The organism is Aurantivibrio infirmus, assembly GCF_054767315.1.
In genome coordinates, this window is record NZ_BAAFSK010000001.1 from 105,615 (window position 1) to 129,549 (window position 23,935).

A 23,935-nucleotide genomic window follows, 5' to 3' on the forward strand; every position below is an offset into this window, starting at 1 on the left:
TCGCTACCAGAGCTTTACGCTACTCCGTCCGTAGGGGACAATACGCCACTTTTTTGAGGCCCAATCTGACCAAGAAGCAGAAGCAGCCAATTCGCCGTTCTTGCCCCCCTAGGAGTTCGTATTCATGCCAAGCCGTAATCAATTAGCCAATGCCATTCGAGTACTCAGTATGGATGCTGTTCAGCGCGCGAATAGCGGTCATCCAGGTGCACCCATGGGCATGGCTGATATTGCCGAAGTGTTGTGGAATGATCATCTGAAACACAACCCTAGTAACCCCGGCTGGCCAGATCGCGATCGTTTTATCCTTTCCAATGGTCATGGTTCTATGCTGCTTTACTCGTTGCTGCATCTAAGCGGCTACGACTTGTCGATCGAAGAAATCAAAAACTTCCGCCAATTGGGATCTAAAACGCCAGGTCACCCTGAATACGAAGACGTTCCTGGAGCAGAAACGACAACTGGCCCACTTGGCCAGGGCTTTGCGAATGCAGTGGGTATGGCGATAGCGGAAAAGGTTCTTGCCGCGCAATTTAATCGCCAAGGTCACGATATCGTTGACCACCATACTTATGTGTTTTTAGGCGATGGCTGCTTGATGGAAGGTATCTCACACGAAGCGGCTTCGCTTGCGGGTACTCAAGGCTTAGGTAAGCTAATCGCTTTTTACGACGATAACGGCATTTCAATTGATGGTGAAGTAGAAGGTTGGTTTACCGATGACACACCGAAACGTTTCGAAAGCTATGGCTGGCAAGTGCTAAGCAATGTTGATGGTCATGACAGTGCAGCGATTAACAATGCAATTAATGCTGCGAAACAAGATACTACAAAGCCGACTTTAATTTGTTGTAAAACGATTATTGGCTTTGGTTCCCCCAATAAGCAAGGAAAAGAAAGTTGTCACGGAGCCGCCCTTGGTGAAGAAGAAGTGGCACTAGTAAGGAACACGCTTGGGTGGACTCATCCAGCATTTGAAATCCCTGATGATATTTACCAAGCATGGAACGCAGAAGAGAAAGGTTCAGAACTTGAAAGTTCTTGGCAGCAAAAATTTGCGGAATACAAAAAAATTGAGCCGGAATTGGCTGCTGAGTTTGAGCGCCGCGTCGTCCGAGGGCAATTGCCTGAGGATTTTTATTTAGCCTCTGAGCATTACGTTCAAGAATGCCAAGAAAAAATGGAAAAATTAGCCACACGCAAAGCCTCACAAAATTGTATCGAAGCTTATGGTGCTTTATTGCCGGAATTAATTGGCGGCTCTGCCGATTTGGCCGGATCTAATTTAACCAAGTGGTCGAAATCAAAACCCATTACTCGAGAAGATGCAAACGGAAATTATATTTTATACGGTGTGCGAGAATTCGCGATGAGTGCAGCGGGCAATGGCATTGCTTTACACGGTGGTTTTATTCATTACAGCGCAACCTTTTTGGTGTTTATGGAGTACGCACGTAACGCAGTACGTATGGCGGCGTTAATGAAGCAAGCGCATATTTTTGTCTATACCCATGATTCTGTTGGTCTTGGTGAAGACGGCCCGACGCATCAGCCCGTTGAGCAATTGACAGCATTGCGTTCTACACCAAACTTATATACTTGGCGGCCTTGCGATACCGTTGAATCGGCAGTGTCTTGGAAGTTTGCGATTGAAGAACGCAATGCGCCAAGCGCGTTAATTTTTTCGCGACAAGGATTGCCGGCACAAGAAAGAGACGGCAATCAATTACAAAATATCAGCAAAGGCGCATATATCCTGAAAGATAGTAGTGGCGAACCCGAAATTATTTTAATTGCGACGGGCTCAGAAGTTGAGATCGCCATGGCTGCAGCTGAAAAGCTAACGAATGCTCGAGTTGTCTCAATGCCCTGCGCTGAATTGTTTGCAGAACAAGATGGTGATTATAAAGAATCAGTGTTGCCGAGTAGTATGCGCAAACGCATTGCAATTGAAGCCGGACATGCCGATTACTGGCATAAATATGTTGGTCTCGACGGTAAAGTTATTGGCATGAGAAGTTTTGGCGCGTCTGCTCCCGGCGGTGTGCTGATGGAGAAATTCGGTTTTACCGTGGACAACATCATCGACGTCGCTAACAGCTTGCAATAAGGGCATCTTAATTAGGCCTTTGAAGTAGTACATTGCTATTTCAAGAATTTATTTTTAGAGAAAGAGTATGTCGACGCGTATAGCCATCAATGGTTTTGGTCGTATAGGCCGTTGCGTTTTACGCGCGCTCTACGAATCTAAAAAAACCGATCAGCTTGAAATTGTTGCAATAAACGAATTAGCCGATTGTTCGACGATTGCCTATCTTTGTCAGTACGACTCTACTCACGGTAAGTTTCCCCAGCAAGTTCATCTTGATAAAGATTTATTAATCGTTGGCGATCATAAAATTCGCTTGTTGCATGAAGCAGAGCTTGAAAGTTTGCCTTGGCGGCAACTCGATATTGATATTGTGCTGGAATGTAGCGGTAGTTTTTCTGATCGATTGGCGGCGGAAAAACATCTCTCTAGCGGTGCAAAAAAAGTGTTATTTTCTCAGCCTGCAAATAGCGCTGAAGATGTCGACGCGACCATCGTCTATGGCTTTAATCATCATACTCTTCGTGGCGATGACAAAATTATTTCTAACGCGTCTTGCTCCACCAATTGTATCGTTCCAGTAATTAAATTATTGGATGATGCTTTCGAGGTTGAAAGCGGTGTACTCACGACGATTCATTCGGCGATGAATGATCAACCAGTTATAGATGCTTATCATCATACCGATCTTAGAAAAACTCGATCGGCAATGCATTCGATTATTCCGGTGGATACCGGTTTAGCTTTAGGGATTGACCGTTTACTGCCGAAGCTGTCTGGATGCTTTGAAGCCCAAGCGATGCGAGTGCCCACGATTAATGTTTCGGCGATTGATTTATCACTTACTGTGAAGCGTGATGTAGACGTGGATGCAGTGAACAAAGCACTAAAGCAGGGTTCTAAAGCGCATTTCAATGGCGTTTTATCTTATAGCGAAGAACTCCTGGCATCTTGTGATTTTAATCATGACCCTCATTCAGGGATAGTTGATGCGGGTCAAACAAGGGTTGCAGGTAAGCGTTTAATTAAAGTTTTAACCTGGTTTGATAATGAATGGGGTTTTTCCAATAGAATGATCGATGTAGCCATCGAAATGGCGAAAAGATAACAAATATAATTTACCAACATAGTTTGTGAGAATTTTCAGCGAGGAAGTATGTCAATAAAATTGATGCAAGATCAGCCCTTAGCGAATAAACGAGTGCTCATTCGTGAAGATCTTAATGTGCCGATCAAAGACGGCGTCGTCAGTTCGGACGCACGTATTCGAGCGGCTTTACCCACTATTGAATTGGCGAGAAAAGCGGGCGCAAAGGTTATTCTGATGTCTCATTTGGGCCGCCCTACCGAAGGCGAGTATGATCTTGAGTATTCCCTCGCACCGGTTGCTGAACATCTTGGTAAATTACTTGGCGATGATGTTCGTTTAATAAAAGATTGGCGAGAGAATTTTAATGTTGCAGAGGGCGAAGTCGTATTGTTAGAAAACGTCCGCTTTAATATTGGCGAGAAAAAAGATAACGATGAGTTGTCAAAAGCCTATGCGGGCCTTTGCGATATTTTTGTAATGGACGCTTTCGGAACCGCCCATCGCGCTCAAGCTTCAACCCATGGCGTCGCAAAGTATGCGCCACTTGCATGTGCAGGACCGTTATTGGCGGGTGAGCTTGATGCGCTAGAAAAAGCTTTGGCGAATCCCGCACGCCCAATGATTGCGATAGTAGGGGGCTCCAAAGTATCGACGAAATTAACGGTACTCGAAACCTTGTCTGAGAAAGTCGACCAGCTCATTGTTGGCGGTGGCATTGCCAATACATTTTTGGCGGCGGCGGGAAAGTCAGTTGGTAAATCCTTATGCGAAGAAGATTTAATTCCTAAAGCGAAAGCGTTACTCGAAAAAGTAACCATCCCATTACCAACGGATGTTGTGGTTGCTAAAGAATTTTCCGAAGGTGCGAAAGCGACGTTAAAATCGGCGGACGATGTCGCGGCGGACGATATGATTCTAGATATTGGCCCAAGCTCAGCGAATGCTCTCGCTGCATACATTAAAGAAGCAAAAACAATTATTTGGAATGGCCCTGTCGGAGTATTTGAATTTTCTCAGTTTAGTGAGGGCACTCGAATAATTTCTAAGGCAATCGCAGAAAGCGAAGGTTTTTCGATTGCTGGGGGTGGCGATACATTAGCAGCAGTCGATCAATTCGATATTGCAGACAAGGTCTCTTATATATCAACAGGGGGCGGTGCCTTTTTGGAATATGTTGAAGGTAAAGCTTTGCCGGCGGTTGAGATATTAAAAAATAAATAAGAAATCGCGCTTGCTGAGCCCCCACATGCTTATTTCGCTTGTTTAAATCTTGATGAGCATGATACCGTGCGAAACATAATTAATTGTTGTAGCCAAAGTCCTCAGCAAAGGCAGCTCGTATGTTTTCAAAGGAAGCAAAGATAACATCAATAATATTGGCGGCCTTGGCTCTCAATCTATTATTTGTGCTAAAAGCAAATGCCCAATATAGCAATATATACGTTGAACTTTCCTATGGAAAACAGGAAGTCAGTGATTTTGAATTCTTTCTCAATTTTTCAGATTTTAAAGATGAAGGTGAAAACGACAAGGTTGCGGGCTTGGCTGTTGGTCGAAAGTTTAACGATAACCTTTCGGCGGAAATTAGTTATTTCAAATTTGATAATGTTACGTCAGAAATAACATCATTTTTTCCCGTACCTGTTTTCGATTCCATGGGAAATATAGTTTCGACGATTCCGAGTGTTCCCGATTTTGCTGAATTTGAACTGTCGTCTGTTCAAGTGAGTGTTATAGGTAATTTAAGACTTGGAAATCGGTTTAATGTCTTCGCCAAAGGCGGGTTATCGCAAGGCAATATAACCGCTAAATTTACTGACAATAATTTCGGTGGTGTAGGACGCGCTAGTGAAAGTGGAAGCGGAATCCATTTTGGTGTTGGCATAGTATTCAATGTTACGCGTTCCCTTGCCTTGGAGTTTGAATATCAAACTTTCGATTTCGGTAATAATTTATTCGTCGATAATGTGGACGTTGATACTACCACTTTTGGAATTCGATATATTTTCTGAGTGACAGCCGCTGGCACATTTATTTCCCCCTTAGGTTTACTGGTAGCTAAGCATTTTTCTTAGTTGTTTGATAACTTTTTTTGCCAAAACACCGCTTCCCCTTTTTTCGGATCGAGTATATAACTCGCAAAGCCAAATTTTTGATAAGCAGATTTGGCGATATGATTTCCGCTTAATACCTCGAGAGTTAATTTGCAGCAGCCTCGTTCTGTGGCGATCTTCTCCACTTCATCAAGCATTTTTATACTGAGCTTTAGACCTCTAAATCCCTTAAGTACTACGACATCGTGGATATTGACCAAAGGTTTTCCCTCGAATGTCGAATACGCTTCAAAGCAATTCACCATCCCGGCGGGTTTGTCTTCTACATATGCTAATACGGTAAATGCGTAACTACGTTTTGCAAGTTCGTGCGCGAGATTTTCCGTAATCTCACCGGGTAGCGCAGCATTTCCCCCCATCGGGTCCAAGGCATATTGATTAAGCAGGAAGCCCATGTCCTTTGCGTGCTGAGGGCTTTGGTAATCGGCCGATATAATTTTTATGCTCATAACGAATATTTTTCTTTTAATGGTATTTGCAAAAAAGATATTGATTCCAGCTGAGTAGTTAAGCCTGGCCAGTTTAACAAGCGATGCAATTTTACGGGGCTTTTGCGATTTTACTACTAGCGGTTTAATCGAAGCAAAAATCTCGCTACTATAGACTCCAAAATCTAGTAGGCTCCAAATTCTAGATCCTATTTTTTACAGGCTAAAACAAGTTGAAGTCAATCCAGGAGGCTGAATGATAACAGGCGGCTGTCGATGTGGTCAGGTGAGCTTTAAGTGCGAAGCTGAGCCGAGCTACGTGGGAAATTGTCACTGCATGGATTGTCAAAAATTTAATGCCGCTCCGTTTGTTACGTGGGCGACGTTCAAGTTAGAGCAAGTAGCCCTAGAAGAAGGAAGAATAAAAGAAATCTCCTGTACACCAGGGGTTACTCGCGGATTTTGTGGCGAATGTGGAACGCAGATTTTTTGGCGTAGTGAGGAGTCATCTGCGTGGTTAGATATAACCGTATTGAGTCTGGACAACCCCGTGCCTTATTGGCCAAAAGGCGAGGCCTTTGTGTCTCGCAAGCTACCTTGGGTGACGTTGAATGAGGATATTCCTCATTACCAACGCGGCCCATTTGATGAGGGAAAGCAAGAGTGAGTCAAGCTAGAAGTTGATGAAAAACTTTAAAGATCATTTTTCAGATGCGTCAAGTGACTATAAAACTTATCGCCCTCAATACCCTGACGAATTATTTAAATTTCTCGCGGAGCTCGCGCCTACAACACAACATGTTTGGGATTGTGGTTGTGGCAATGGGCAGGCAAGTACAGCCTTAGCTGATTTTTTTCAAACGGTTTCTGCCAGTGATGCTAGTGAAGAGCAAATTAAGCAGGCAGAAAAAAAGATAAATATTCAATATTCTACTAGCCCAGCGGAAAGTATTGCCGCGCCCGACAACTCCCTTGATTTGATAACCGTAGCCCAGGCGGTTCACTGGTTTAATCATGATGCTTTCTTTAGTGAAGTGAATCGGGTATTAAAGTCAGATGGAGTGCTGGCAGTCTGGGGGTACCAGTTAATTTATACTGATTCTCCTTTGGATTCGATCGTTAAAAAGCTCCACACTGAAATCGTCGGGCCATACTGGCCGAAGGGACGGGAGTTACTTGATGACGGATTCAGTAAAATAACTTTTCCTTATCCGCGCTTGGAAGCGCCAAAATTTTTCATGTCAGCAGAGTGGAATTTCTCGGAATTGTTAGGTTATTTAAATACTTGGTCAGCAGTAAAAAGATACCAGCAAGAGCAACAGGAAAATCCCATCGAACTTATTTTGAATGAGTTAAAAATGGCTTGGGGAGTGAATGAAAATGAACGAAGGCGGGTTTCTTGGCCGTTGATTCTTTATCTCGGTAAAAAACTTTGAACACGTTTCTGCGACGAGTAATATCTTAATATCCAATCAAACATTAATAAAGGCAAGTAATTATGGCAAACGAAGGTTTTCATGAATCCCCAGACGAATTGTCAGATGCAACCAAAGACATGCATCGCGCAATAGTATCGTTAATGGAAGAGTTAGAGGCCGTCGATTGGTACAACCAACGGATGGATGCTTGTAAAGACGATGAATTAAAAGCAATTCTCGCCCATAACCGTGACGAAGAAAAAGAACACGCCGCCATGGTGCTAGAATGGATTCGTCGCAAAGACCCGAGATTCGATAAAGAATTGAAAGACTATTTGTTTAGCGACAAACCTATCGCCCACAGGTAATAAATAAAATATTTTTCATGCGGTTTTCTTGAAAAAACGCGACCTCATAGATTTGCAGGCGAATCAACGGTCGCTTTTTCGAGAGTGGTGAAATGATCATGTCGAGTAATGCGCATTCACTTTGACATAACCTTCGGTTAAATCGCAGCCCCAGACGGTTTCGCTAAATTCCCCTTTACCTAGTTTTATTTCAATAAATACCTTGTCGTTTTTTAGTAGATTTGCAATCGCATCCAAGGGCACCGTGTTGTTATCCAACATTTTTGCGTTAATGCTGAGTCGATCATCACCCTCGCCAAACCAGATTACTAATTCTTTAATATCTACTTTGTAGCTAAACACTTTGCCTATCGCCATAACAAAGCGGCCCCAGTTTGGATCTGCTCCATAAATTGCGGTTTTTACCAGGGGGGAATTAACAACAGCTTTTGCCGTCAACAAAGCTTGTTCTGCAGTGCTGGCGCCGGAAATTTTAAGTTCGATTAATTTTGTTGCACCTTCGCCGTCGCGCGCAATTTCTTTGGCTAAATGTATCGCAATTTTTTCTAAGGCCTTTTCAAAATCGATTTCGTTGACGGAGCCTTCGGTACCATTCGCTAAAATAACTACTGTGTCGCTAGTCGAGGTATCGGAGTCGACTGAAATACGGTTGAAAGATTTATTCACCACGCGTTTCAGCATGGCGTTTAATTTGTCTGCGGAAACGTACGCATCTGTCATAAAGTAGCTCAACATGGTTGCCATGTTAGGCTCAATCATTCCTGCGCCTTTCGCAATACCGAGGATAGTTACGTTGCCAACTTTGGCGCTAACAATTTTCTGCCGCGTATCGGTAGTCATGATGCTTTCTGCAAAATCGCAAACATGTTGAGCGCTTTGCCCAAATTCTGCAGAGACGGACTTGCAGCCGTCGCGAATAATATCCATGGGTAAACGCCGACCAATAACACCCGTCGAGCTTGGGAATACCAAGTCTGCCGCAATTCCGCAGGATTGGCCCACAACATTGCAAATTGTTCTCGAATCTTCGATCCCAGACAATTCAGTCGCTACGTTGGCATTTTTTGAATTGACAATCACCGCTTGCAATTGGCCGTTTTCAATGTGTTCTTTTCCTACAATAAGCGGAGCGCCAGGCATCGTATTTTTGGTAAATACCGCAGCTGCAGCACAGGGTGAATGAGACAGAATGCCGCCCAAGTCTTTGCTGTTATCTTTAATGCCGATATTTTTACCAAACCAAGAAAAACCTTGTGGGATGTCAAAAGAAGCTTGTGTCATGGTGTCCTCAAATTACGCCAGCGCGAATTGCGCTATCTCTTTATAGGTCTACATTAATCACTTTCTACAAAACGTCGAGCAGGCGAAGACTTGCGCTCGCTGGGCTGGCATCTTACCATCGTTGCCGATTAATCGAGACCCCTGTTTCGTCTTCATCGTTGTTCCTATTTCAACTTTCTTGTGAAAATTAAATTGACTATGGCTACAAAATTAGCGCTTGTTGTTTGTTGTCTAACACGTTATGCCACCACGCTGATAGTCGCCACTTTGGTCACGCTCAGTGCCGTTGCGGAGGAGAATACGAACTTAGAAAACTGCGCCAAAATTGAAAATGGCGGCCAACGATTGGCTTGTTACGACAAAAGCCAAAAACGCCTCGGCAGTGAAAATCAGGAATTAATTGAGGTTGATAATATAGAGCCTGCCAAAGAAGGCGTGCCAACGACGGTATTAGAGAATCGCTATATGGCTGAGCAATCGCTATATGAGAATAGCTTTGGTATTTTGCCTTACCGCCGCTCTTACATTTTGCCGCTTTCTTACCTGGATGAAGTTAACGAGGAGCCCTACAGTGAATTGCTTATGGAGGCACCGGGTGAGGAATTACAACAATATGAAATAAAATTTCAATACAGTTTTAAAGTGCCCATTGGGCGACGTTTTTTATTGGGTGACGATCAGCTTTATTTCGGCTTCACACAATTGTCTTTATGGCAGGCATATAATTCGGATTTATCTTCCCCGTTTCGTGAAAACAATTACCAGCCCGAATTGTTGTGGGCAATACCCTTACAAGAACCGATCTTTAATGGCCGCTTAAACCATATTGTCTTGGGCTTGAATCACCAAAGTAATGGCCAGGCTGGAGAGTTATCTCGAAGTTGGAATCGGGTGACGTTCGATACTGCTTGGGCAGATGAGGATTGGGCTGTTGGACTGCGCTTATGGTATCGCTTAAAAGAAAAAAGCGCTGATGATGATAACCCAGATATTGAGCGTTATTTGGGTTATGGGCATATTCAAGTTGGCTACCGCTGGGATAAATATCGCTTTACCGGAATTTTCTTTAATAACTTAAGACGCGATGAAAATCACACCTCTGTCGATATTAGTTTTAGCATGCCAATTAGCAGTAAATTACGCGGTTTCATCCAATATTATGACGGCTATGGTGAAACACTGATTGACTACAATCATCGCAATCGACGCATAGGTATAGGCGTTGTACTCAGCGACTGGTTTTAGTGATGGCGTCGGCTATTAGGCGTGGCGGACTTGCACTGTCTGTGTCGGCACCTTAAGATTCTGAAAATATTCGATTAACCATTCTCAATAACACAAAATCCCACAAAGGAACGATTCATGGCTCTGATTAGTCTTCGCCAATTGCTCGACCATGCCGCCGAGCATGATTACGGTGTCCCCGCATTTAACGTTAATAATCTCGAGCAAATGCGAGCCATTATGGAAGCTGCTGACGAAACTGGCAGCCCCGTCATAGTACAGGCCTCCGCAGGCGCGAGAAAATACGCGGGTGCACCATTCTTGCGTCACTTGATATTGGCGGCAATTGATGAATTCCCTCATATCCCAGTGTGTATGCACCAGGATCACGGAACTTCACCGGCAATTTGCCAGCGATCCATCCAGTTAGGGTTTAGCTCAGTCATGATGGACGGCTCTTTGCGAGAAGATGGAAAGACCCCAGCCGATTATGATTACAACGTTGCGGTCACCCAGCAGGCCGTCGCCATGGCCCACGCATGTGGTGTCGCTGTTGAGGGCGAACTGGGTTGTTTAGGTTCTTTGGAAACTGGCCAGGCCGGTGAAGAGGATGGTGTGGGGGCAGAGGGCTGCTTGACCCACGATCAAATGCTTACCGACCCCGAAGAGGCGGCGCAGTTCGTCAAAGCCACCGAGGTTGACGCCTTGGCCATCGCTTGTGGAACTTCCCACGGTGCCTACAAATTTACTCGGCCTCCTACGGGTGACATTCTGGCCATTGACCGTATTAAAGAAATTAACAAGCGTATTCCAGGAACGCATTTGGTCATGCATGGAAGTTCCAGCGTGCCGCAAGAATGGTTGGCGGTGATCAATCAATTTGGTGGTGAAATCCCTGAAACTTATGGCGTTCCTATTGAGCAAATTTGCGAAGGTATCAAGCACGGCGTTAGAAAAGTAAATATTGATACCGATTTACGCTTGTCATCAACCGGTGCAATACGAAAGTTTTTAGCCGAGCATCCTTCAGAATTCGATCCTCGAAAGTATTTAGCTGAAACGGTGAAAGCAATGAAGGCGATTTGTGTCCTCCGTTATGAAGCCTTTGGAACTGCAGGCAATGCTGAAAAAATCAAGCCCTTGAGTTTAGAAAAAATGTTTGTTCGATATGAATCAGGGGAGCTAAAACCTCAGGTTAACTAAAGTTATCGAATAAGAGCACCACCGCTACACCAACGTAGGGTGGTGCTATTTCTTCAAAAAACACGTCTTGTTACATTTCGACACAAATCGTGTTCCTTGAGTGTCATCTGCTTACATCTCTTCTGTTTTAAACCCAGTTTTCGACGAACTGTCATAGTTACTTGTAAATCAGGCGCTATACTCCATATATTGCGTTTTGATTTGTGATGACGGCATTACATCTTTAAATAAAAAAATAAGATTAGTGATATTGATGGTGAAATATCGATTCTTGTAGCAAACATTCTTTAAATGTACGTTCTTGAAATAAGTATTCTTTAAATAAACTTTGTTGTACGGTTTTGCCACGCCAAATAGAGGTAAGCATGTTACGACGTCATAGTGAATATCCATTGTCTTTAAGTCTCGCTTTGCTTAAGCGGCTGTTCAGTGCTGCATTGGTTGTAGTGATAATTTTGCTGTCTGCTTGTGCGACAACCAAGCCACCCATTGATCCAGCTGATAGCAAGTTGGTGAAAATATTACTGTCTCAAACATCATCCTATACCTCAGAAATCTATCCGAAACGCACCTCAGAGATGTTAGCCGTAAACGATGAAATGCGTTCGTTTTTGAAAAACGGTGTTAATGATTTGGGTTCGAAAAGGGACAAAGTAGAGAATCTATTTTTTGCCATCACTGATAACCCTGGCCTAAACATTCAGTATGAAAACACCGCGACTTTAACTGCGGAGCAAGTCTTTGCTGAGCGACGGGCTAATTGTGTAGGTTTCTCTTCTTTATTTATCGCTATGGCAAGGGAGTTAGGAATTGATGTTTATTTCCAGGAAGTAGAATTGCCACCGGAATGGGCTTCAATTGATACAGATACCTTGGTGCAGTACAGACATGTGAATGTTCTGGTTCCGATGAGGGGCAAACAAGATGCTGTGGTCGATTTTCGCTATGACCGGTTTAGTGATACTTACCCTCGACGGAGAATTTCAGATACAGAAGCGCTGGGGCATTTCTTGAGTAATTTTGGGATGGAAGCATTAGTTGCCGGTGAACTGGAAAAAGCGAAAGCCTATATGTTGCAAGCTTTGAAAGTGGCACCTAAAAAATCCTTCGTCTGGAATAATATGGGGATCATCCAACGGCGGCTGGGTAATTTGGATTTGGCCGAGGCCAGTTACCGCCAGGCAATCGCCTTAGACCCTCAGCAAGTATCAGCGGTAACGAATTTATCGATTATTTACGAACAGCGAGAGGATTTTGAGTTGGCTCGGCGGTTACGTGAATATGGTGATCAGGTTAAGCTCCGCAATCCATATTATCGCTATGCGCTCGCACAAAATGCTTATCAAAACGGAGAGTATGATGATGCTCTCGCATTAATGGATCGGGCCGTCCGAGTTTACCGTGAAGAGCATCGTTTTTATTATTTACGCGGGTTATCATTGTGGCGCCTTGGCAATACTAAAAAAGCAGTGATCAATATGAGGCGAGCAATGCGTGTGACCAGTGATGAAGAATTAATTTCTCAGTACCAAGACTTGATAGCGGAGTGGCAAGGTAGCAATAGTTGAAATCTTTGAACCAGCAGATATTTTTTCTCAATTGATATTGATATTATTTTCGATACTCATTCACTCCGTGTAAACTCCACATCTCCATACATTTATTACCTTTCTCGATAAAGTATCTTTAGTCGTGAGAAGGTCTTTGCTAGTAGGTTCGTTGTTAACTTATGTTGAAGCCACCAGATATTAAACAATTAACGAGTGCTTTTTCTCCCTTAGTTTTTTCGATTGATGAAGATGAAAAGTTAACTAAGAATCCCGATATTCAAAACTACCTTAATTTTTATAAAATTAATTTTTCACAATCGATTCCAGGAGTTCGTCATGGTTTAGGGACCTTTAACTCTTCTGGTCATACGGTGTTTGCACACTATTGGTTACCGGAAATTCCTCGCGGTACCATTTTTATCCTGCACGGTTATTTCGATCATGTCGGTTTGTTTAATCACTTGATACGATTTTCTCTACAAAATGAATTTGCCGTCGTCGCTTACGATTTGCCAGGGATGGGTTTAAGTAGCGGTGAGCGAGCTTCAATAGATAGCTTCGATGAGTATTATGAGACCTTAGAAAGTTGTATTGTATCGTTTAAAAATATTATGCCGAAACCTTGGTTCGGCGTTGGTCAAAGTGCGGGGTGTATTGCTCTGATGCAGCATGTGTTAACAGATGGGCTTGAGCCATTTAAACGCGTCGCACTGCTTGGGCCATTAGTTCGTTCTTGTGGATGGAAAAGAGATAAGTGGCTTTATTCCATTAGCCGATTTTTTATTCGTAGCCTGCCGCGAGTATTCATGGAAAATAGTCACGACCAAGATTTTTTAGCCTTCATAAAAAAATCTGACCCATTACAACCGAGACGCTTACCGATTAAGTGGGTTGGCGCAATGAAGGAATGGATTGCTAAATTCCCAACATTTAAAGCCAGTGAAGTGCCCGTGCTTATCATTCAAGGTGACCACGATACAACAGTAGATTGGCAATACAACTTGCAAGAGTTAAAACAAAAATTTCCAAACGCTACAGTGAAAATGGTTCCGCAAGGTCGACATCATCTTGTGTCTGAGAGTGCTCCGTATCGCGCTCAAGTTTTTGCAGCGATAAAAGCATTTTTGGATGAGAAATAGCTTTGCAGGTGATTGGGCTTTTTAGTTAGTCACGACGAATTAATTCCACCCCGGAATCCTTGCCAAGCAAAAGAATATCGGCGGGGCGATGTGCGAATAAACCATTGGTAACGACACCGACAATCTGATTGATTGCGGTTTCTAGCTGCTTAGGTTCGTTAATTTTCATGTTGTGACAATCGAGAATACAATTTCCGTTATCAGTAATGACTCCTTCTCGATAAACCGGATCTAGTCCGAGTTTTACGAGCTCTCTACCCGCGTGTGATCTAGCCATGGGAATGACTTCAACAGGCAGTGGAAATTGGCCAAGACAATCGACCCATTTGCTTTGATCCGCAATACAAATAAACTCTTCCGCTACTGCGGCAACAATCTTTTCTCGGGTTAATGCGGCGCCGCCGCCCTTTATCAATTCGAGTTGATGATTACTTTCGTCGGCACCATCTATATAAAATTGAATGCCATCAACGGCATTTAAATCGTAGACCGGAATCCCTAACGACTGGAGACGTTCAGCACTCTCATTGGAGCTGGCGACGGTACCGTCAAAAAGATGTTTTAGCTCACCGAGTTGATCAATGAAGTGATTGGCTGTAGACCCAGTGCCAATCCCAACGATGGTTTTGGTCTCAAGTTTGGGCCGAATGTAATCGATAGCGGCCTTGGCCACAGCTTGTTTTAATTGATCTTGAGTCATAGGGTTGGTTTCTGAATTTTAGTGAGTCGGCGAGTACGGGTTTCTATAATTTGCTTGCCCTTATAATTCGGCAGCCTGGGTTTTGGTAACAGGATCTGAGTAGGCGTTAGTTTTTATTTTTAATACGCTTGATTCAATTTGTGTTTGTCGAATTATACTGATTTCGAAAATTATCACAGCCCTATTTATTCGGAATTTCAAAAACTAAGACGATGAATACCATGACTTCCCGCTGTGCTTGAATTACTATGTTTGGCCTTTAAAAACCAACTAATGACACACCCATGCCCCAGACTTACATCAAGCGAATTCTCGATGCTCGCATATATGATCTAGCGATAGAAACGCCTTTAGATCGAGCGCGTCTTATGTCGCAACGCCTAAACAATAATGTATTGCTAAAACGCGAAGATCTTCAGCCCGTGTTTAGTTTTAAAATCCGCGGCGCCTACAACAAGTTGTTACAGCTATCTCCAGAGCAACGCGCTCGTGGTGTGATAGCGGCTTCGGCAGGAAACCACGCCCAAGGGCTGGCATTAGCGGCGAAACATCTAGGTATTACAGCGATCATCGTTATGCCGCGAACAACCCCGCAAATTAAAGTTGATGGAGTTCGTGGCAATGGCGCAAAAGCGGTTTTGATGGGTGACACATTTGAAGAGGCTTTTGCGCATTCGCAAAAACTGGTTGCTGAAAAAGCTTATGTGTACATCCCGCCCTATGATGACCCCGACGTGATCGCGGGGCAGGGTACTGTAGCGATGGAAATATTGCGACAGTATTCGGGTGAGATTGACGCGATCTTTATTCCTGTCGGTGGTGGAGGGCTATGTGCTGGCATGGCTGCATACATAAAGCATGTCCGACCAGAAATTAAAATCATCGCCGTTGAAGCGGAAGATTCTGCCTGTTTACAGTTAGCCTTTGAGAAAAAACGTCGCGCGATTTTGAAAGAAGTCGGCATTTTTGCTGAAGGTGTTGCAGTCGCACAAATCGGTAAGGAAACCTATCGTGTTCTGAAAAAGACTGTCGATGAGGTCATTACCGCCAATACCGACGAAATGTGTGCGGCGATTAAAGATATTTTCGATGATACGCGGTCTATCGCTGAGCCTGCTGGCGCCCTTGCTTTGGCTGGTTTAAAAAAATATGTCGAGGCGAATGGTTGTGAGAACCAAACCCTGATTGCAGTAGATAGTGGTGCGAATACCAATTTTGATCGGCTTCGATATATTTCTGAACGCACCGAAATCGGTGAGAAGCGGGAGGCAATATTTGCAGTCACCCTGCCAGAAAAAGCCGGTGCTTATAAGAAATTTTGTAAGGATCTTGGGAAGCGCAACATTACCGAATTCAATTATCGCTATGCTGACGATAGCGCGGCGCAGGTCTTTGTTGGATTACAGGTTTCTCCTCACGATGATGACCGTCAGCGGCTTGTGGAGATGCTTCAGGGCAAAGGCTATGCGGTGGAAGACCTGACGGACAATGAAGTGGCAAAGCTTCATATACGCCATATGGTGGGGGGGCATGCGCCCCAGGTTGGTGAAGAACTTATTTATCGCTTTCAGTTCCCTGAGCGGCCCGGTGCTTTGTTCAAATTTCTCAGTCATTTGGCCACCGGCTGGAACATTTCGATGTTTCACTATCGGAATCATGGTTCAGCGTATGGGCGCGTGTTAGTGGGCTTGCAAGTTCCCAAGCAAGATAGGCATAAAGTCGAATCTTTTCTAGATGAGCTCAATTACAGCTATTGGGATGAGTCAGAGAATCCCGCCTATAAGCTATTTCTTAGTTAATCAGACATCCAGCACAAGAGTCGCGGCGGTGTTGTGGATAATTCTGCCGATTGATTTTTGAGTAAAAAACCCGATAAAAAAGCACTAATTGCTTTGCACCGGCGCAATCCTTCGACCGATTATTCTTGGATAAGAACACTTGGTCTGAGGGCTGGCGCGATTCATGTGATCTGCGGCACAAATCCAGTCTTGCCAATCCTTAGACGATGTTCTTATAGCTATACTTGAAACTATGATTTTTAACTCATGATAAAGTTTGGCATTTGGCGCGAAGTAGTGTATAAAATTCGGCCCTTGCCAAAAAACAGTCATAACAAGAAAGGTAAGTTCTATGAAAAACGACGTTCTCACAATCGCAGTGATTGTCTTCGTCGTTGGCGTAGTCGTTAGTACCGTTAGCTTCAGTAATGTTTTTGATCAAGAAGAACAAGCCGTACCAACAGCTCTTCATCGAGGAGTTATCGTCAGCGAGCGATGATGATGAAGGATAGGTTTTAGCTTTCGTCCCAACAAGCAGTGGATGTCAGCGATAAGGATTACGAAAAAGCACCCTACAGGGTGCTTTTTTTTGCCTGTTCTTTAAGTGTTAGGGAGCAAAGTGCGTATTTAGCCGCGGGTTGTATGACAATCTTGAGGTAGAAAATCATCTTTATAGGGTCCGTCAGCCGTTTCAAGGCCGGTTGTATATACGTGTGATTCAGTGATTACGGCATGCATCGGAATGTCCCACTCCTCTGTAGGTAGCTGTTCTAGGCGCTGGAAATCATGAGCTAAACCGATCAGCTTGGTCCGTGATTTACGTTCGCCAGATTTAACAGCGAAAGTGCGATCATAGTATCCAGCCCCCATTCCAAGGCGCCCCCCAGCGGGATCAAAAGCCACCAGAGGTAAGAATACGAGATCTAAATTTTGCGGTGAAATTATCTCGTTGCCTGTGGTCACAGGCTCAGGAATACCGTATTGATTAGCGACGAGCTTAGAGTCTGGCAAGTAGCGAACAAAATCCAAGGTGCCGCTGGAATCGCTTTTAACGACAGGTAAATAACAATTCTTGTTCATTGTGTGAGCGGCAATCATCAAGTGAAAAGGGTCAATTTCACCGTCGTTGGCAAGATAAAAGCTAATGTGCTGACAACGCTGAAACAGCATCTGGCGTTCGACAATTTTGACTAATTGGGTGGCGGCGACGTGCTGTTCATGGCGGCTAAGCGCTTTGCGCCGCTCTCGCATTTGTTTTCTGGTTTTTTGTTTTTCAGCTGAAGGGCTTGCCGTCATATAGATAACATTCTAAATCGGGACTTTTCGATGGAGGAGTTTACTGAGCGAGAATATCGATGATCGTTACACATTTATTTATCTAACTATCGAGAACGCCAGCCAAATAAGGTGATTTGAATGAGCCCCAAGAGTGCCGCTGTCGAGGTGGCCTTGAACCGTAAAGATTCAAGGTGGTGACCCCTGAAATACATTAGGCTTTCCGTCAAGCGGACATGCACACCGTATTTGCACGGGATCCCCGGGTAGGTATTATCGGCTCAAGAACTTTTCGACTGGCCAACACCTCAGGGGTAAAAAGAAGTATAACGGCTTAAGTCAGATGGCGACAGAATTGTTGAGATTTTCTTGTTAGGAAGAAAGTGTTTTCTATTCTGAATGGTTACGATGAATGCGTTCTGTCTCTTTGTTAAGCGATCCGCTTAGTCATTATTCCCTAGGCGTTGAGTTTGTTGAGAGCGGAATCGATCTTATCCGTGAGGCTAAGTAATGCGGACTCATCCAGTGTGCCAGATGAAGAATTTTCTTTAGAAAGATGCAGCTCATAGCTGAGATTTAATGCCGCCATTATCAGTATGCGTTCAAGCCCTACAATATTCCCGCCGGTTCTAATCGCTCTTAAGCGCGAATCCAAACCCCTTGCTGCACGATACAACGCCTCTTGTTCTTCCGGTGGGCAGGCTAATTGATAATCTTTATCCAGCAGGCTAACGGAAATAAAATTTTTATCACTCATGATTTATTGTTGTCCATGGGTTGTGAGCGAACAGTGTAAAAAAGGATGGCGAGAAAAGAAAGTGAGCTAGGCTGGCTTACGCCTCTGTTGCTAGGCTCTTAAGGCGTTTAATCATCGCTTCAACACGGGTTCTGGCGAGCTCATTTTTCTCTGTTAAACGCGTTCGCTCAGAGTCCCAACCCGCTTCTTTGCCACGTAAGACTTCGTTTTCGTGGTGTAGCTCTTCGCAAAGGTGAATCAGTTCATTTAGTTTCGCTTCTAAAGTGGCAAGATTCGCTTGAGTCATAGCTTTAAATTCTGTCGTTGTGATTGGAAAAGCGGTATTTTCAGAGCATCTTTTTAAAATATAGACGGCCCTGAATTAGCCCATCTTCAAAGTCTAGGTCAAATTTACCCTAATATCTCGCCGGTACTATATGGTCCCGACTGGTGGTGGTCAATTGTTGTTGTGTGACACACTATACCCTTCCGCTGAAAACACCCTATCTTATGCTCCAAATGGCCCGCCTGAGAAATCTGCGGTGAGCATTTAGAGCCAATGTAGTCGGCGATTCATTCATGTTAGGATCGCGGTTTTTATTCTTTAGTAAATCCGGTTTGGTCTTATGTCTGAGTTATCAAATCCGAGCTTCGATGATCTTGCCGACGAGCTCGTAGTCCTGGGTAGCGATGTTAGCCCAGCCGAATTACACGGTGTTATTGTCGGGCGAATTTGCGGGGGTATGCGCTATTCGACTTCAGCTTGGGTGCAAAGCGCATTTAAATTTTTAGAGTTACCGCTTGCCCTGGGAAATACTAGTGAAACGGCTAATCCGGTCCTCGTTTCTTTATATGCAGTGAGCTTACAACAGCTCGAAAGCAATTTATTCGAACTAACAATTCTATTGCCAGAAGATGATGTCGACATCGAGCAGCGGGTCGTTGCAATGAGTCGCTGGTGTGAAGGTTTCCTTATGGGGTTTGGAACTTCAGGCGTAACTGGCGATACCCGTTTATCGGCAGAAACTTCAGAAGCGCTGCGCGATTTCGCCGAATTCGTGCAAATTGATCCAGAACAAGCCGATAGTGAATCCGACCTTATGGAACTCGTCGAATATATCCGTGTCGCTGCTTTAACCATTTTTGCCGAAATCGGCGCGGGGACCGAAGGGGCTTCTGAGCAAGTCAGTTCACAGCAACTACATTAACAGCGAAATCACACAATTCTTTTGATCAAGCGAAGTAAATTTAACGCGTTTATTTTTTGGGAATATTGCAATGGGTATTAGCAAACAAGAATTCGCACGTCGTCGTAAAACATTGATGGAGCATATGGAGCCGAACAGCATCGCTATTGTTCCGTCGGCGGCAACTCATATTCGAAATCGCGATGCGGATTATTCATTCCGACAAGACAGCGATTTTTATTATCTTAGTGGTTTTAATGAGCCGCTTGCGGTTCTAGTGCTAATCCCCGGTCGCGAACACGGCGAAACCATCATGTTTTGTCGCGAACGCGATAAAGAAAAAGAAATTTGGGACGGCTATATTGCCGGTCCGGATGGCGCTTGTGTTGATCACGGCGCAGACGATGCTTTTCCAATTGATGATATCGACGATATTTTACCAGGCCTTATCGAAGGCACTGAACGTGTTTATTACGCGATGGGAAAAAATTCTGATTTTGATCGTCAGGTAATGGATTGGGTCAATACGATTCGAGCGAAAGTAAGAGCCGGTGCGACACCTCCTGGTGAGTTTTTAGACCTTGATCATTACTTGCATGATATGCGTTTATTTAAAAGTACCGCCGAGCTTCGAATCATGAAAAAAGCTGGCGAGATTTCTGCGCGAGCCCATGCGCGAGCAATGCAAGTGACCAAACCCGGATTATTTGAATATCAAATTGAAGCAGAGTTACGTCATGAGTTTGGCTATAGTGGCGCTCGAGAAGTCGCTTACAATCCCATCGTCGGTGGAGGTGATAACGCTTGTATTTTGCATTACATTGAAAACAATCAAAAATTAAAAGATGGCGATTTGCTTTTAATTGATGCGGGCTGCGAATTAGATTTTTATGCGGCGGACATCACCCGCACTTTCCCTGTTAGCGGGAAATTTTCTCCAGAACAAAAAGCAATTTATGATCTTGTGTTGAAAGCGCAACTCGAAGCAATGAAGGCGATTAAACCGGGGAATCATTGGAATGATCCTCACGAAGTTTCGGTGAAAGTTATTACCGAGGGTTTACTTGAGTTGGGCTTGTTAAGAGGCTCGCTTGAAGATTGTATCGAATCAGAATCTTACAAACAGTTTTACATGCATCGTATTGGTCATTGGTTAGGTATGGATGTTCACGATGTTGGCGATTATAAAGTTGGTGGTGAATGGCGAGTGTTGGAGCCAGGAATGGTTATGACAGTTGAGCCTGGCATTTACGTTGCGCCCGATGATGAAAGCGTTGATAAAAAATGGCGGGGCATCGGTATTCGTATTGAAGATGATGTGGTAATCACTAAAGAAGGATGCGAAGAGCTGAGCGTGGGAGTGCCGAAAACCACTGCAGATATTGAAGCGTTAATGGCTTCTTAATTAATCGAAAAAATATTTTGGATAGCTAATTTGTCGAATCAGCTCACTACAAAAAACAATAGTTGCCAAACTTTTGATATCGCGATTGTTGGTGGTGGCATGGTGGGGATTAGTTTGGCGCTGATATTACAGCGTAAAAATCCTCAGTGGTCGATTGTCATCGCCGAATCTTTCCCTTTAGATACGCAACAAAATCTTGTCTTTCAATCGAGTTTCGACTCCCGTTCAACTGCATTGTCTGCTGGTTCAAGAAATATACTAAGCGCTTGCGGTCTATGGGATTTAATGCAAGAACATACAACGGAAATTGCTCGAGTACATGTTTCTGATAAAGGACATTTCGGTGGCGTAGAATTGTCGGCGAAAGATTTTAATTTGGATGCCCTCGGTTATGTCGTAGAAAATAATTGGTTGGGGCAAGTTCTTCTAAGTCATTTGCAGAAAAATGAAAAAATTAAATCTATTGCCCCCGCAAATGTGAAACACGCGAAACCTATTCGTGATGGATACCGCTTAACAATAGAAAGTCGATCAGAATCGGAAAGGGGGGTGCAAGATCTGGACTGCCAGCTATTAATTTTGGCCGACGGCGTTGATTCGCCATTACGAAAATCCTTAGGTATCGGGGTCAATAAAAAAGACTATCGACAAAGTGCGCTTGTCGCTAACGTAGAATGTGAAGCTGCGCATCAAGGCATTGCTTACGAACGTTTTACCGATCAAGGTCCAATTGCGTTATTGCCTCTCGGCGAAAGCCCGAGTAGCTGTCAAATGGCATTGGTTTGGACGCAACCCTCAAATGCTATTGAGCAAGTGATGGAAAAATCCGAAGAAGAGTTAATTGCAGAGTTGCAATTAAGATTTGGGTTTCGTCAGGGCCATTTTGTGCGAATAAGTCCTCCAAAAAGTTACCCCTTACATTTAGTCGTTGCGAAGGAGCAAGTGCGTCGCTCCCTGGTGTTAATGGGAAATGCCGCACACTTTTTACATCCGGTTGCGGGGCAAGGTTTTAATTTAGCGCTAAGAGATTGTGAGTCACTAGCGAATACTTTGTCGATGGTGGATTCGAAGAAAGAATCTTTAGGTGACTTAGAACGTTTGCAAAACTACCTTGCTACTCAAGAGGGAGATCAATGGAAAACGATTCAGCTAAGTGATAATTTTGTTCGTTGGTTTTCTAATGATAATTTGAGTAAATCAATATTGCGGAATTTAGGTTTGCTTTCGATGGAAGCCATTCCGCCGATTAAAAAGCAATTCTCACAACAAACCATGGGTTTAGCTTAGTTTAAATTCTTTGGTTTTTTTTGATACAAAAATCAGTAATCATCTTTGGTTCGCCGAGCTAAAATTAATAAATGGATAAAGATAAATTCGACATTGTGATTGTCGGCGCCGGAATTGTTGGTGCAACGCTTGCCTGTGCTCTCGCATCGTTGCAGAACGGCAAGGCATTATCCATTGCGATTGTTGAGCCGGGTAAGCCGCCAGAACATTATTCTGATATTAGTTTTGATCCTCGGGTTGTCGCCTTAACTCGTAAATCACAGCTATTGTTTAACGATCTCGGCGTATGGTCTGCTATCGAAGCGGGTCGACCTTGCGCTTATCATAAGATGCACGTGTGGGATGGAGAAGGTACAGCGGCAATTGATTTTTCAGATGTCGCCGTAAAACAAGACAACCTTGGTCATATTGTTGAAAACTCTTTGGTGTTGAATTCCTTGTTAGAAAAACTCAGCTCCTTCAAAAATGTTGAGCTAATTCGCGGCGAAAAAGTTGAGTCAATTCAAAAAAGCGAGTTCGAATCTGCATCACGCACCGATAACAATCAAAGCGCCACAAACAAAAACAATGCATTAAAGCAAACAAGTTTACAGCTTACTGGTAATCGCGTTTTGAGTAGTAATTTGGTGCTGGCCGCTGACGGCGGTAACTCTGCGATTCGAAAAATGCTGGCAATGCCCACTCGCGAGTGGTCTTACGGCCAACAAGCAATAGTGACGACGGTGAGAACCGAACACTCCCACGCATTTACCGCTTGGCAGCGTTTTATGACAACCGGGCCCCTTGCTTTTTTACCCTTGTTGACTGAGAGCGGGGATGACCATCACAGCTCTATCGTTTGGTCATTGACGGATGCACAGTTGCCGGCAGTTATGGCGATGAAAGACGATGAATTTGCGGAAAAACTCGGTGCAGAGTTCGAGTTTCGCTTGGGGCGGGTCGAGTCGGTGGCTAAACGGTACGCTTTTCCGCTCATCCAGCGCCATGCCATAGATTATGTTAAGCCTGGTATTGCTTTAGTTGGTGACGCGGCCCATACGATTCATCCTTTGGCTGGGCAAGGAGTGAATCTTGGTCTTGAAGACGTTGCTGTCTTAGTGGCAGAGATTGATCGAGCCATCAGTAGGCAGCTGCCACTAAGCGACTTTTCAATCCTTAAGCGTTATCAGCGAGAGCGAAAAGATGAGAACCTAAAAATGATGGCGGTGATGGAGGGCTTTAAACGTTTATTCGAGAGTGTGAACCCAGTTGTCAGTACTAGCCGCAATATTGGAATGACTTCAATCAACCGAATTCCACTCCTGAAAAATGCCATTGTTAAACACGCTCTGGGCTTGTAGTACTCAGCTTATAAGGATCGAAATTTACTGAGGATGGAGAAAAATAACCGTCTTTATGACTAAACCTGCTTTAAAAACCATCAGTTACATTCAATATAATTTTGATCACGATAGTTGACTAAGCACATATATTTTCGTTAAAGCTCTGAAGATGGGCGCTTCGTGTTTTGAGTTGAAGGAAAGCGGTGGTTTTCAACCAAACATAGGAATTTTTTGGTAGTTACTTCAGGTTTTCCTGAATTTAGCAATGTGCTAGCCGTTAGAAGCGGGATACCAGTATAATTCGCGCCTTGTTTGCTCCCGCCACAATTCGAGGAAAGATC

Annotated in this window: 23 protein-coding genes and 1 other RNA gene; 17 read left to right on the forward strand and 7 right to left on the reverse strand. The window is 44.0% G+C overall.

The window, feature by feature from the left end:
* Positions 1 to 124 precede the first annotated feature (124 nt).
* The 4 genes from tkt to ACYUCY_RS00440 all read left to right on the forward strand — a co-directional run bounded on the left by tkt (position 125) and on the right by ACYUCY_RS00440 (position 5,191).
* The gene (gene tkt / locus ACYUCY_RS00425; protein ID WP_460224459.1) at positions 125 to 2,110 is read left to right on the forward strand and encodes a transketolase; all 1,986 of its coding nucleotides are present in this window, start codon (positions 125 to 127) and stop codon (positions 2,108 to 2,110) included.
* A 67-nt stretch (positions 2,111 to 2,177) separates the two neighbouring features.
* Entirely contained in the window at positions 2,178 to 3,197 is a 1,020-nt protein-coding gene (gap, locus tag ACYUCY_RS00430; protein WP_460224460.1) for a type I glyceraldehyde-3-phosphate dehydrogenase, read from the forward strand.
* A 48-nt stretch (positions 3,198 to 3,245) separates the two neighbouring features.
* Positions 3,246 to 4,400: a phosphoglycerate kinase gene (locus tag ACYUCY_RS00435; RefSeq protein ID WP_460224461.1), complete on the forward strand. Its 1,155-nt coding sequence runs from the start codon at positions 3,246 to 3,248 to the stop codon at positions 4,398 to 4,400.
* Positions 4,401 to 4,519: 119 nt separating this feature from the next.
* Positions 4,520 to 5,191: an outer membrane protein gene (locus ACYUCY_RS00440; protein WP_460224462.1), complete on the forward strand. Its 672-nt coding sequence runs from the start codon at positions 4,520 to 4,522 to the stop codon at positions 5,189 to 5,191.
* Between the two features lie 59 nt (positions 5,192 to 5,250).
* Here the strand turns inward: ACYUCY_RS00440 and ACYUCY_RS00445 are convergent, their stop codons facing one another.
* Complete coding sequence (locus ACYUCY_RS00445; RefSeq protein WP_460224463.1) at positions 5,251 to 5,742, reverse strand: GNAT family N-acetyltransferase; 492 nt, start codon at positions 5,740 to 5,742, stop codon at positions 5,251 to 5,253.
* A 235-nt stretch (positions 5,743 to 5,977) separates the two neighbouring features.
* Between ACYUCY_RS00445 and ACYUCY_RS00450 the strand changes: the two genes are divergently transcribed.
* The 3 genes from ACYUCY_RS00450 (at position 5,978) to ACYUCY_RS00460 (ending at position 7,507) form a co-directional block, all read left to right on the forward strand.
* Positions 5,978 to 6,388 carry a GFA family protein gene (locus ACYUCY_RS00450; protein WP_460224464.1) on the forward strand — a complete coding sequence of 137 codons (411 nt, stop codon included), beginning with the start codon at positions 5,978 to 5,980 and terminating at the stop codon, positions 6,386 to 6,388.
* Positions 6,389 to 6,404: 16 nt separating this feature from the next.
* Positions 6,405 to 7,157, forward strand: a complete 753-nt coding sequence (locus ACYUCY_RS00455; RefSeq protein WP_460224465.1) for a class I SAM-dependent methyltransferase — start codon at positions 6,405 to 6,407, stop codon at positions 7,155 to 7,157.
* 62 nt (positions 7,158 to 7,219) lie between these two features.
* Positions 7,220 to 7,507 carry an encapsulin-associated ferritin-like protein gene (locus tag ACYUCY_RS00460; protein WP_460224466.1) on the forward strand — a complete coding sequence of 96 codons (288 nt, stop codon included), beginning with the start codon at positions 7,220 to 7,222 and terminating at the stop codon, positions 7,505 to 7,507.
* Positions 7,508 to 7,603: 96 nt separating this feature from the next.
* Here ACYUCY_RS00460 and argJ read toward each other — a convergent pair whose 3' ends face one another.
* Positions 7,604 to 8,788: a bifunctional glutamate N-acetyltransferase/amino-acid acetyltransferase ArgJ gene (argJ, locus tag ACYUCY_RS00465; protein WP_460224467.1), complete on the reverse strand. Its 1,185-nt coding sequence runs from the start codon at positions 8,786 to 8,788 to the stop codon at positions 7,604 to 7,606.
* Between the two features lie 198 nt (positions 8,789 to 8,986).
* On the opposite strand from argJ, the gene ACYUCY_RS00470 reads away from it, so the two are divergent.
* The 4 genes from ACYUCY_RS00470 to ACYUCY_RS00485 all read left to right on the forward strand — a co-directional run bounded on the left by ACYUCY_RS00470 (position 8,987) and on the right by ACYUCY_RS00485 (position 13,904).
* Positions 8,987 to 10,033 carry a phospholipase A gene (locus tag ACYUCY_RS00470; protein ID WP_460224468.1) on the forward strand — a complete coding sequence of 349 codons (1,047 nt, stop codon included), beginning with the start codon at positions 8,987 to 8,989 and terminating at the stop codon, positions 10,031 to 10,033.
* 117 nt (positions 10,034 to 10,150) lie between these two features.
* Complete coding sequence (fba, locus tag ACYUCY_RS00475; protein ID WP_460224469.1) at positions 10,151 to 11,215, forward strand: class II fructose-bisphosphate aldolase; 1,065 nt, start codon at positions 10,151 to 10,153, stop codon at positions 11,213 to 11,215.
* Between the two features lie 365 nt (positions 11,216 to 11,580).
* Positions 11,581 to 12,783 (forward strand): tetratricopeptide repeat protein, encoded by a 1,203-nt coding sequence (locus tag ACYUCY_RS00480; RefSeq protein ID WP_460224470.1) that lies wholly within the window; start codon positions 11,581 to 11,583, stop codon positions 12,781 to 12,783.
* Positions 12,784 to 12,944: 161 nt separating this feature from the next.
* The gene (locus tag ACYUCY_RS00485) at positions 12,945 to 13,904 is read left to right on the forward strand and encodes an alpha/beta hydrolase (RefSeq protein WP_460224471.1); all 960 of its coding nucleotides are present in this window, start codon (positions 12,945 to 12,947) and stop codon (positions 13,902 to 13,904) included.
* 25 nt (positions 13,905 to 13,929) lie between these two features.
* Here ACYUCY_RS00485 and rpiA read toward each other — a convergent pair whose 3' ends face one another.
* Positions 13,930 to 14,604: a ribose-5-phosphate isomerase RpiA gene (gene rpiA / locus ACYUCY_RS00490; protein WP_460224472.1), complete on the reverse strand. Its 675-nt coding sequence runs from the start codon at positions 14,602 to 14,604 to the stop codon at positions 13,930 to 13,932.
* 284 nt (positions 14,605 to 14,888) lie between these two features.
* Here rpiA and ilvA point away from each other — a divergent pair, with 284 nt between their 5' ends.
* Together ilvA and ACYUCY_RS00500 are read left to right on the forward strand one after the other, a co-directional pair.
* Positions 14,889 to 16,403, forward strand: a complete 1,515-nt coding sequence (gene ilvA / locus ACYUCY_RS00495) for a threonine ammonia-lyase, biosynthetic (RefSeq protein ID WP_460224473.1) — start codon at positions 14,889 to 14,891, stop codon at positions 16,401 to 16,403.
* 331 nt (positions 16,404 to 16,734) lie between these two features.
* Positions 16,735 to 16,881, forward strand: a complete 147-nt coding sequence (locus ACYUCY_RS00500) for a hypothetical protein (RefSeq protein ID WP_460224474.1) — start codon at positions 16,735 to 16,737, stop codon at positions 16,879 to 16,881.
* 128 nt (positions 16,882 to 17,009) lie between these two features.
* Here the strand turns inward: ACYUCY_RS00500 and ACYUCY_RS00505 are convergent, their stop codons facing one another.
* The 4 genes from ACYUCY_RS00505 to ACYUCY_RS00520 all read right to left on the reverse strand — a co-directional run bounded on the left by ACYUCY_RS00505 (position 17,010) and on the right by ACYUCY_RS00520 (position 18,700).
* Entirely contained in the window at positions 17,010 to 17,678 is a 669-nt protein-coding gene (locus tag ACYUCY_RS00505) for a 5-formyltetrahydrofolate cyclo-ligase (protein WP_460224475.1), read from the reverse strand.
* A gap of 120 nt (positions 17,679 to 17,798) precedes the next feature.
* Positions 17,799 to 17,975: non-coding RNA, 6S RNA (gene ssrS, locus ACYUCY_RS00510), on the reverse strand.
* Positions 17,976 to 18,114: 139 nt separating this feature from the next.
* Complete coding sequence (locus tag ACYUCY_RS00515; RefSeq protein WP_460224476.1) at positions 18,115 to 18,414, reverse strand: cell division protein ZapA; 300 nt, start codon at positions 18,412 to 18,414, stop codon at positions 18,115 to 18,117.
* Positions 18,415 to 18,490: 76 nt separating this feature from the next.
* A complete protein-coding gene (locus ACYUCY_RS00520) occupies positions 18,491 to 18,700 on the reverse strand; it encodes a TIGR02449 family protein (RefSeq protein WP_460224477.1) in 210 nt (69 codons plus the stop codon).
* 319 nt (positions 18,701 to 19,019) lie between these two features.
* On the opposite strand from ACYUCY_RS00520, the gene ACYUCY_RS00525 reads away from it, so the two are divergent.
* From ACYUCY_RS00525 to ACYUCY_RS00540, 4 genes are all read left to right on the forward strand, one after another.
* Positions 19,020 to 19,601, forward strand: coding sequence for a UPF0149 family protein (locus ACYUCY_RS00525; protein WP_460224478.1), 582 nt, complete (start codon positions 19,020 to 19,022; stop codon positions 19,599 to 19,601).
* 70 nt (positions 19,602 to 19,671) lie between these two features.
* Positions 19,672 to 20,985 (forward strand): Xaa-Pro aminopeptidase, encoded by a 1,314-nt coding sequence (gene pepP, locus ACYUCY_RS00530; RefSeq protein WP_460224479.1) that lies wholly within the window; start codon positions 19,672 to 19,674, stop codon positions 20,983 to 20,985.
* Positions 20,986 to 21,015: 30 nt separating this feature from the next.
* Positions 21,016 to 22,272, forward strand: coding sequence for a 2-octaprenyl-6-methoxyphenyl hydroxylase (gene ubiH / locus ACYUCY_RS00535; protein ID WP_460224480.1), 1,257 nt, complete (start codon positions 21,016 to 21,018; stop codon positions 22,270 to 22,272).
* A 71-nt stretch (positions 22,273 to 22,343) separates the two neighbouring features.
* Positions 22,344 to 23,612: a UbiH/UbiF/VisC/COQ6 family ubiquinone biosynthesis hydroxylase gene (locus ACYUCY_RS00540; protein WP_460224481.1), complete on the forward strand. Its 1,269-nt coding sequence runs from the start codon at positions 22,344 to 22,346 to the stop codon at positions 23,610 to 23,612.
* Positions 23,613 to 23,935 lie beyond the last annotated feature (323 nt).

Coding starts and splice junctions, on each gene's coding strand:
- tkt (WP_460224459.1), top strand. CDS start 125: ATGCCAAGCCGTAATCAATTAGCCAATGCCATTCGAGTACTCAGTATG.
- gap (WP_460224460.1), top strand. CDS start 2,178: ATGTCGACGCGTATAGCCATCAATGGTTTTGGTCGTATAGGCCGTTGC.
- ACYUCY_RS00435 (WP_460224461.1), top strand. CDS start 3,246: ATGTCAATAAAATTGATGCAAGATCAGCCCTTAGCGAATAAACGAGTG.
- ACYUCY_RS00440 (WP_460224462.1), top strand. CDS start 4,520: ATGTTTTCAAAGGAAGCAAAGATAACATCAATAATATTGGCGGCCTTG.
- ACYUCY_RS00445 (WP_460224463.1), bottom strand. CDS start 5,742: ATGAGCATAAAAATTATATCGGCCGATTACCAAAGCCCTCAGCACGCA.
- ACYUCY_RS00450 (WP_460224464.1), top strand. CDS start 5,978: ATGATAACAGGCGGCTGTCGATGTGGTCAGGTGAGCTTTAAGTGCGAA.
- ACYUCY_RS00455 (WP_460224465.1), top strand. CDS start 6,405: ATGAAAAACTTTAAAGATCATTTTTCAGATGCGTCAAGTGACTATAAA.
- ACYUCY_RS00460 (WP_460224466.1), top strand. CDS start 7,220: ATGGCAAACGAAGGTTTTCATGAATCCCCAGACGAATTGTCAGATGCA.
- argJ (WP_460224467.1), bottom strand. CDS start 8,788: ATGACACAAGCTTCTTTTGACATCCCACAAGGTTTTTCTTGGTTTGGT.
- ACYUCY_RS00470 (WP_460224468.1), top strand. CDS start 8,987: ATGGCTACAAAATTAGCGCTTGTTGTTTGTTGTCTAACACGTTATGCC.
- fba (WP_460224469.1), top strand. CDS start 10,151: ATGGCTCTGATTAGTCTTCGCCAATTGCTCGACCATGCCGCCGAGCAT.
- ACYUCY_RS00480 (WP_460224470.1), top strand. CDS start 11,581: ATGTTACGACGTCATAGTGAATATCCATTGTCTTTAAGTCTCGCTTTG.
- ACYUCY_RS00485 (WP_460224471.1), top strand. CDS start 12,945: ATGTTGAAGCCACCAGATATTAAACAATTAACGAGTGCTTTTTCTCCC.
- rpiA (WP_460224472.1), bottom strand. CDS start 14,604: ATGACTCAAGATCAATTAAAACAAGCTGTGGCCAAGGCCGCTATCGAT.
- ilvA (WP_460224473.1), top strand. CDS start 14,889: ATGCCCCAGACTTACATCAAGCGAATTCTCGATGCTCGCATATATGAT.
- ACYUCY_RS00500 (WP_460224474.1), top strand. CDS start 16,735: ATGAAAAACGACGTTCTCACAATCGCAGTGATTGTCTTCGTCGTTGGC.
- ACYUCY_RS00505 (WP_460224475.1), bottom strand. CDS start 17,678: ATGACGGCAAGCCCTTCAGCTGAAAAACAAAAAACCAGAAAACAAATG.
- ACYUCY_RS00515 (WP_460224476.1), bottom strand. CDS start 18,414: ATGAGTGATAAAAATTTTATTTCCGTTAGCCTGCTGGATAAAGATTAT.
- ACYUCY_RS00520 (WP_460224477.1), bottom strand. CDS start 18,700: ATGACTCAAGCGAATCTTGCCACTTTAGAAGCGAAACTAAATGAACTG.
- ACYUCY_RS00525 (WP_460224478.1), top strand. CDS start 19,020: ATGTCTGAGTTATCAAATCCGAGCTTCGATGATCTTGCCGACGAGCTC.
- pepP (WP_460224479.1), top strand. CDS start 19,672: ATGGGTATTAGCAAACAAGAATTCGCACGTCGTCGTAAAACATTGATG.
- ACYUCY_RS00540 (WP_460224481.1), top strand. CDS start 22,344: ATGGATAAAGATAAATTCGACATTGTGATTGTCGGCGCCGGAATTGTT.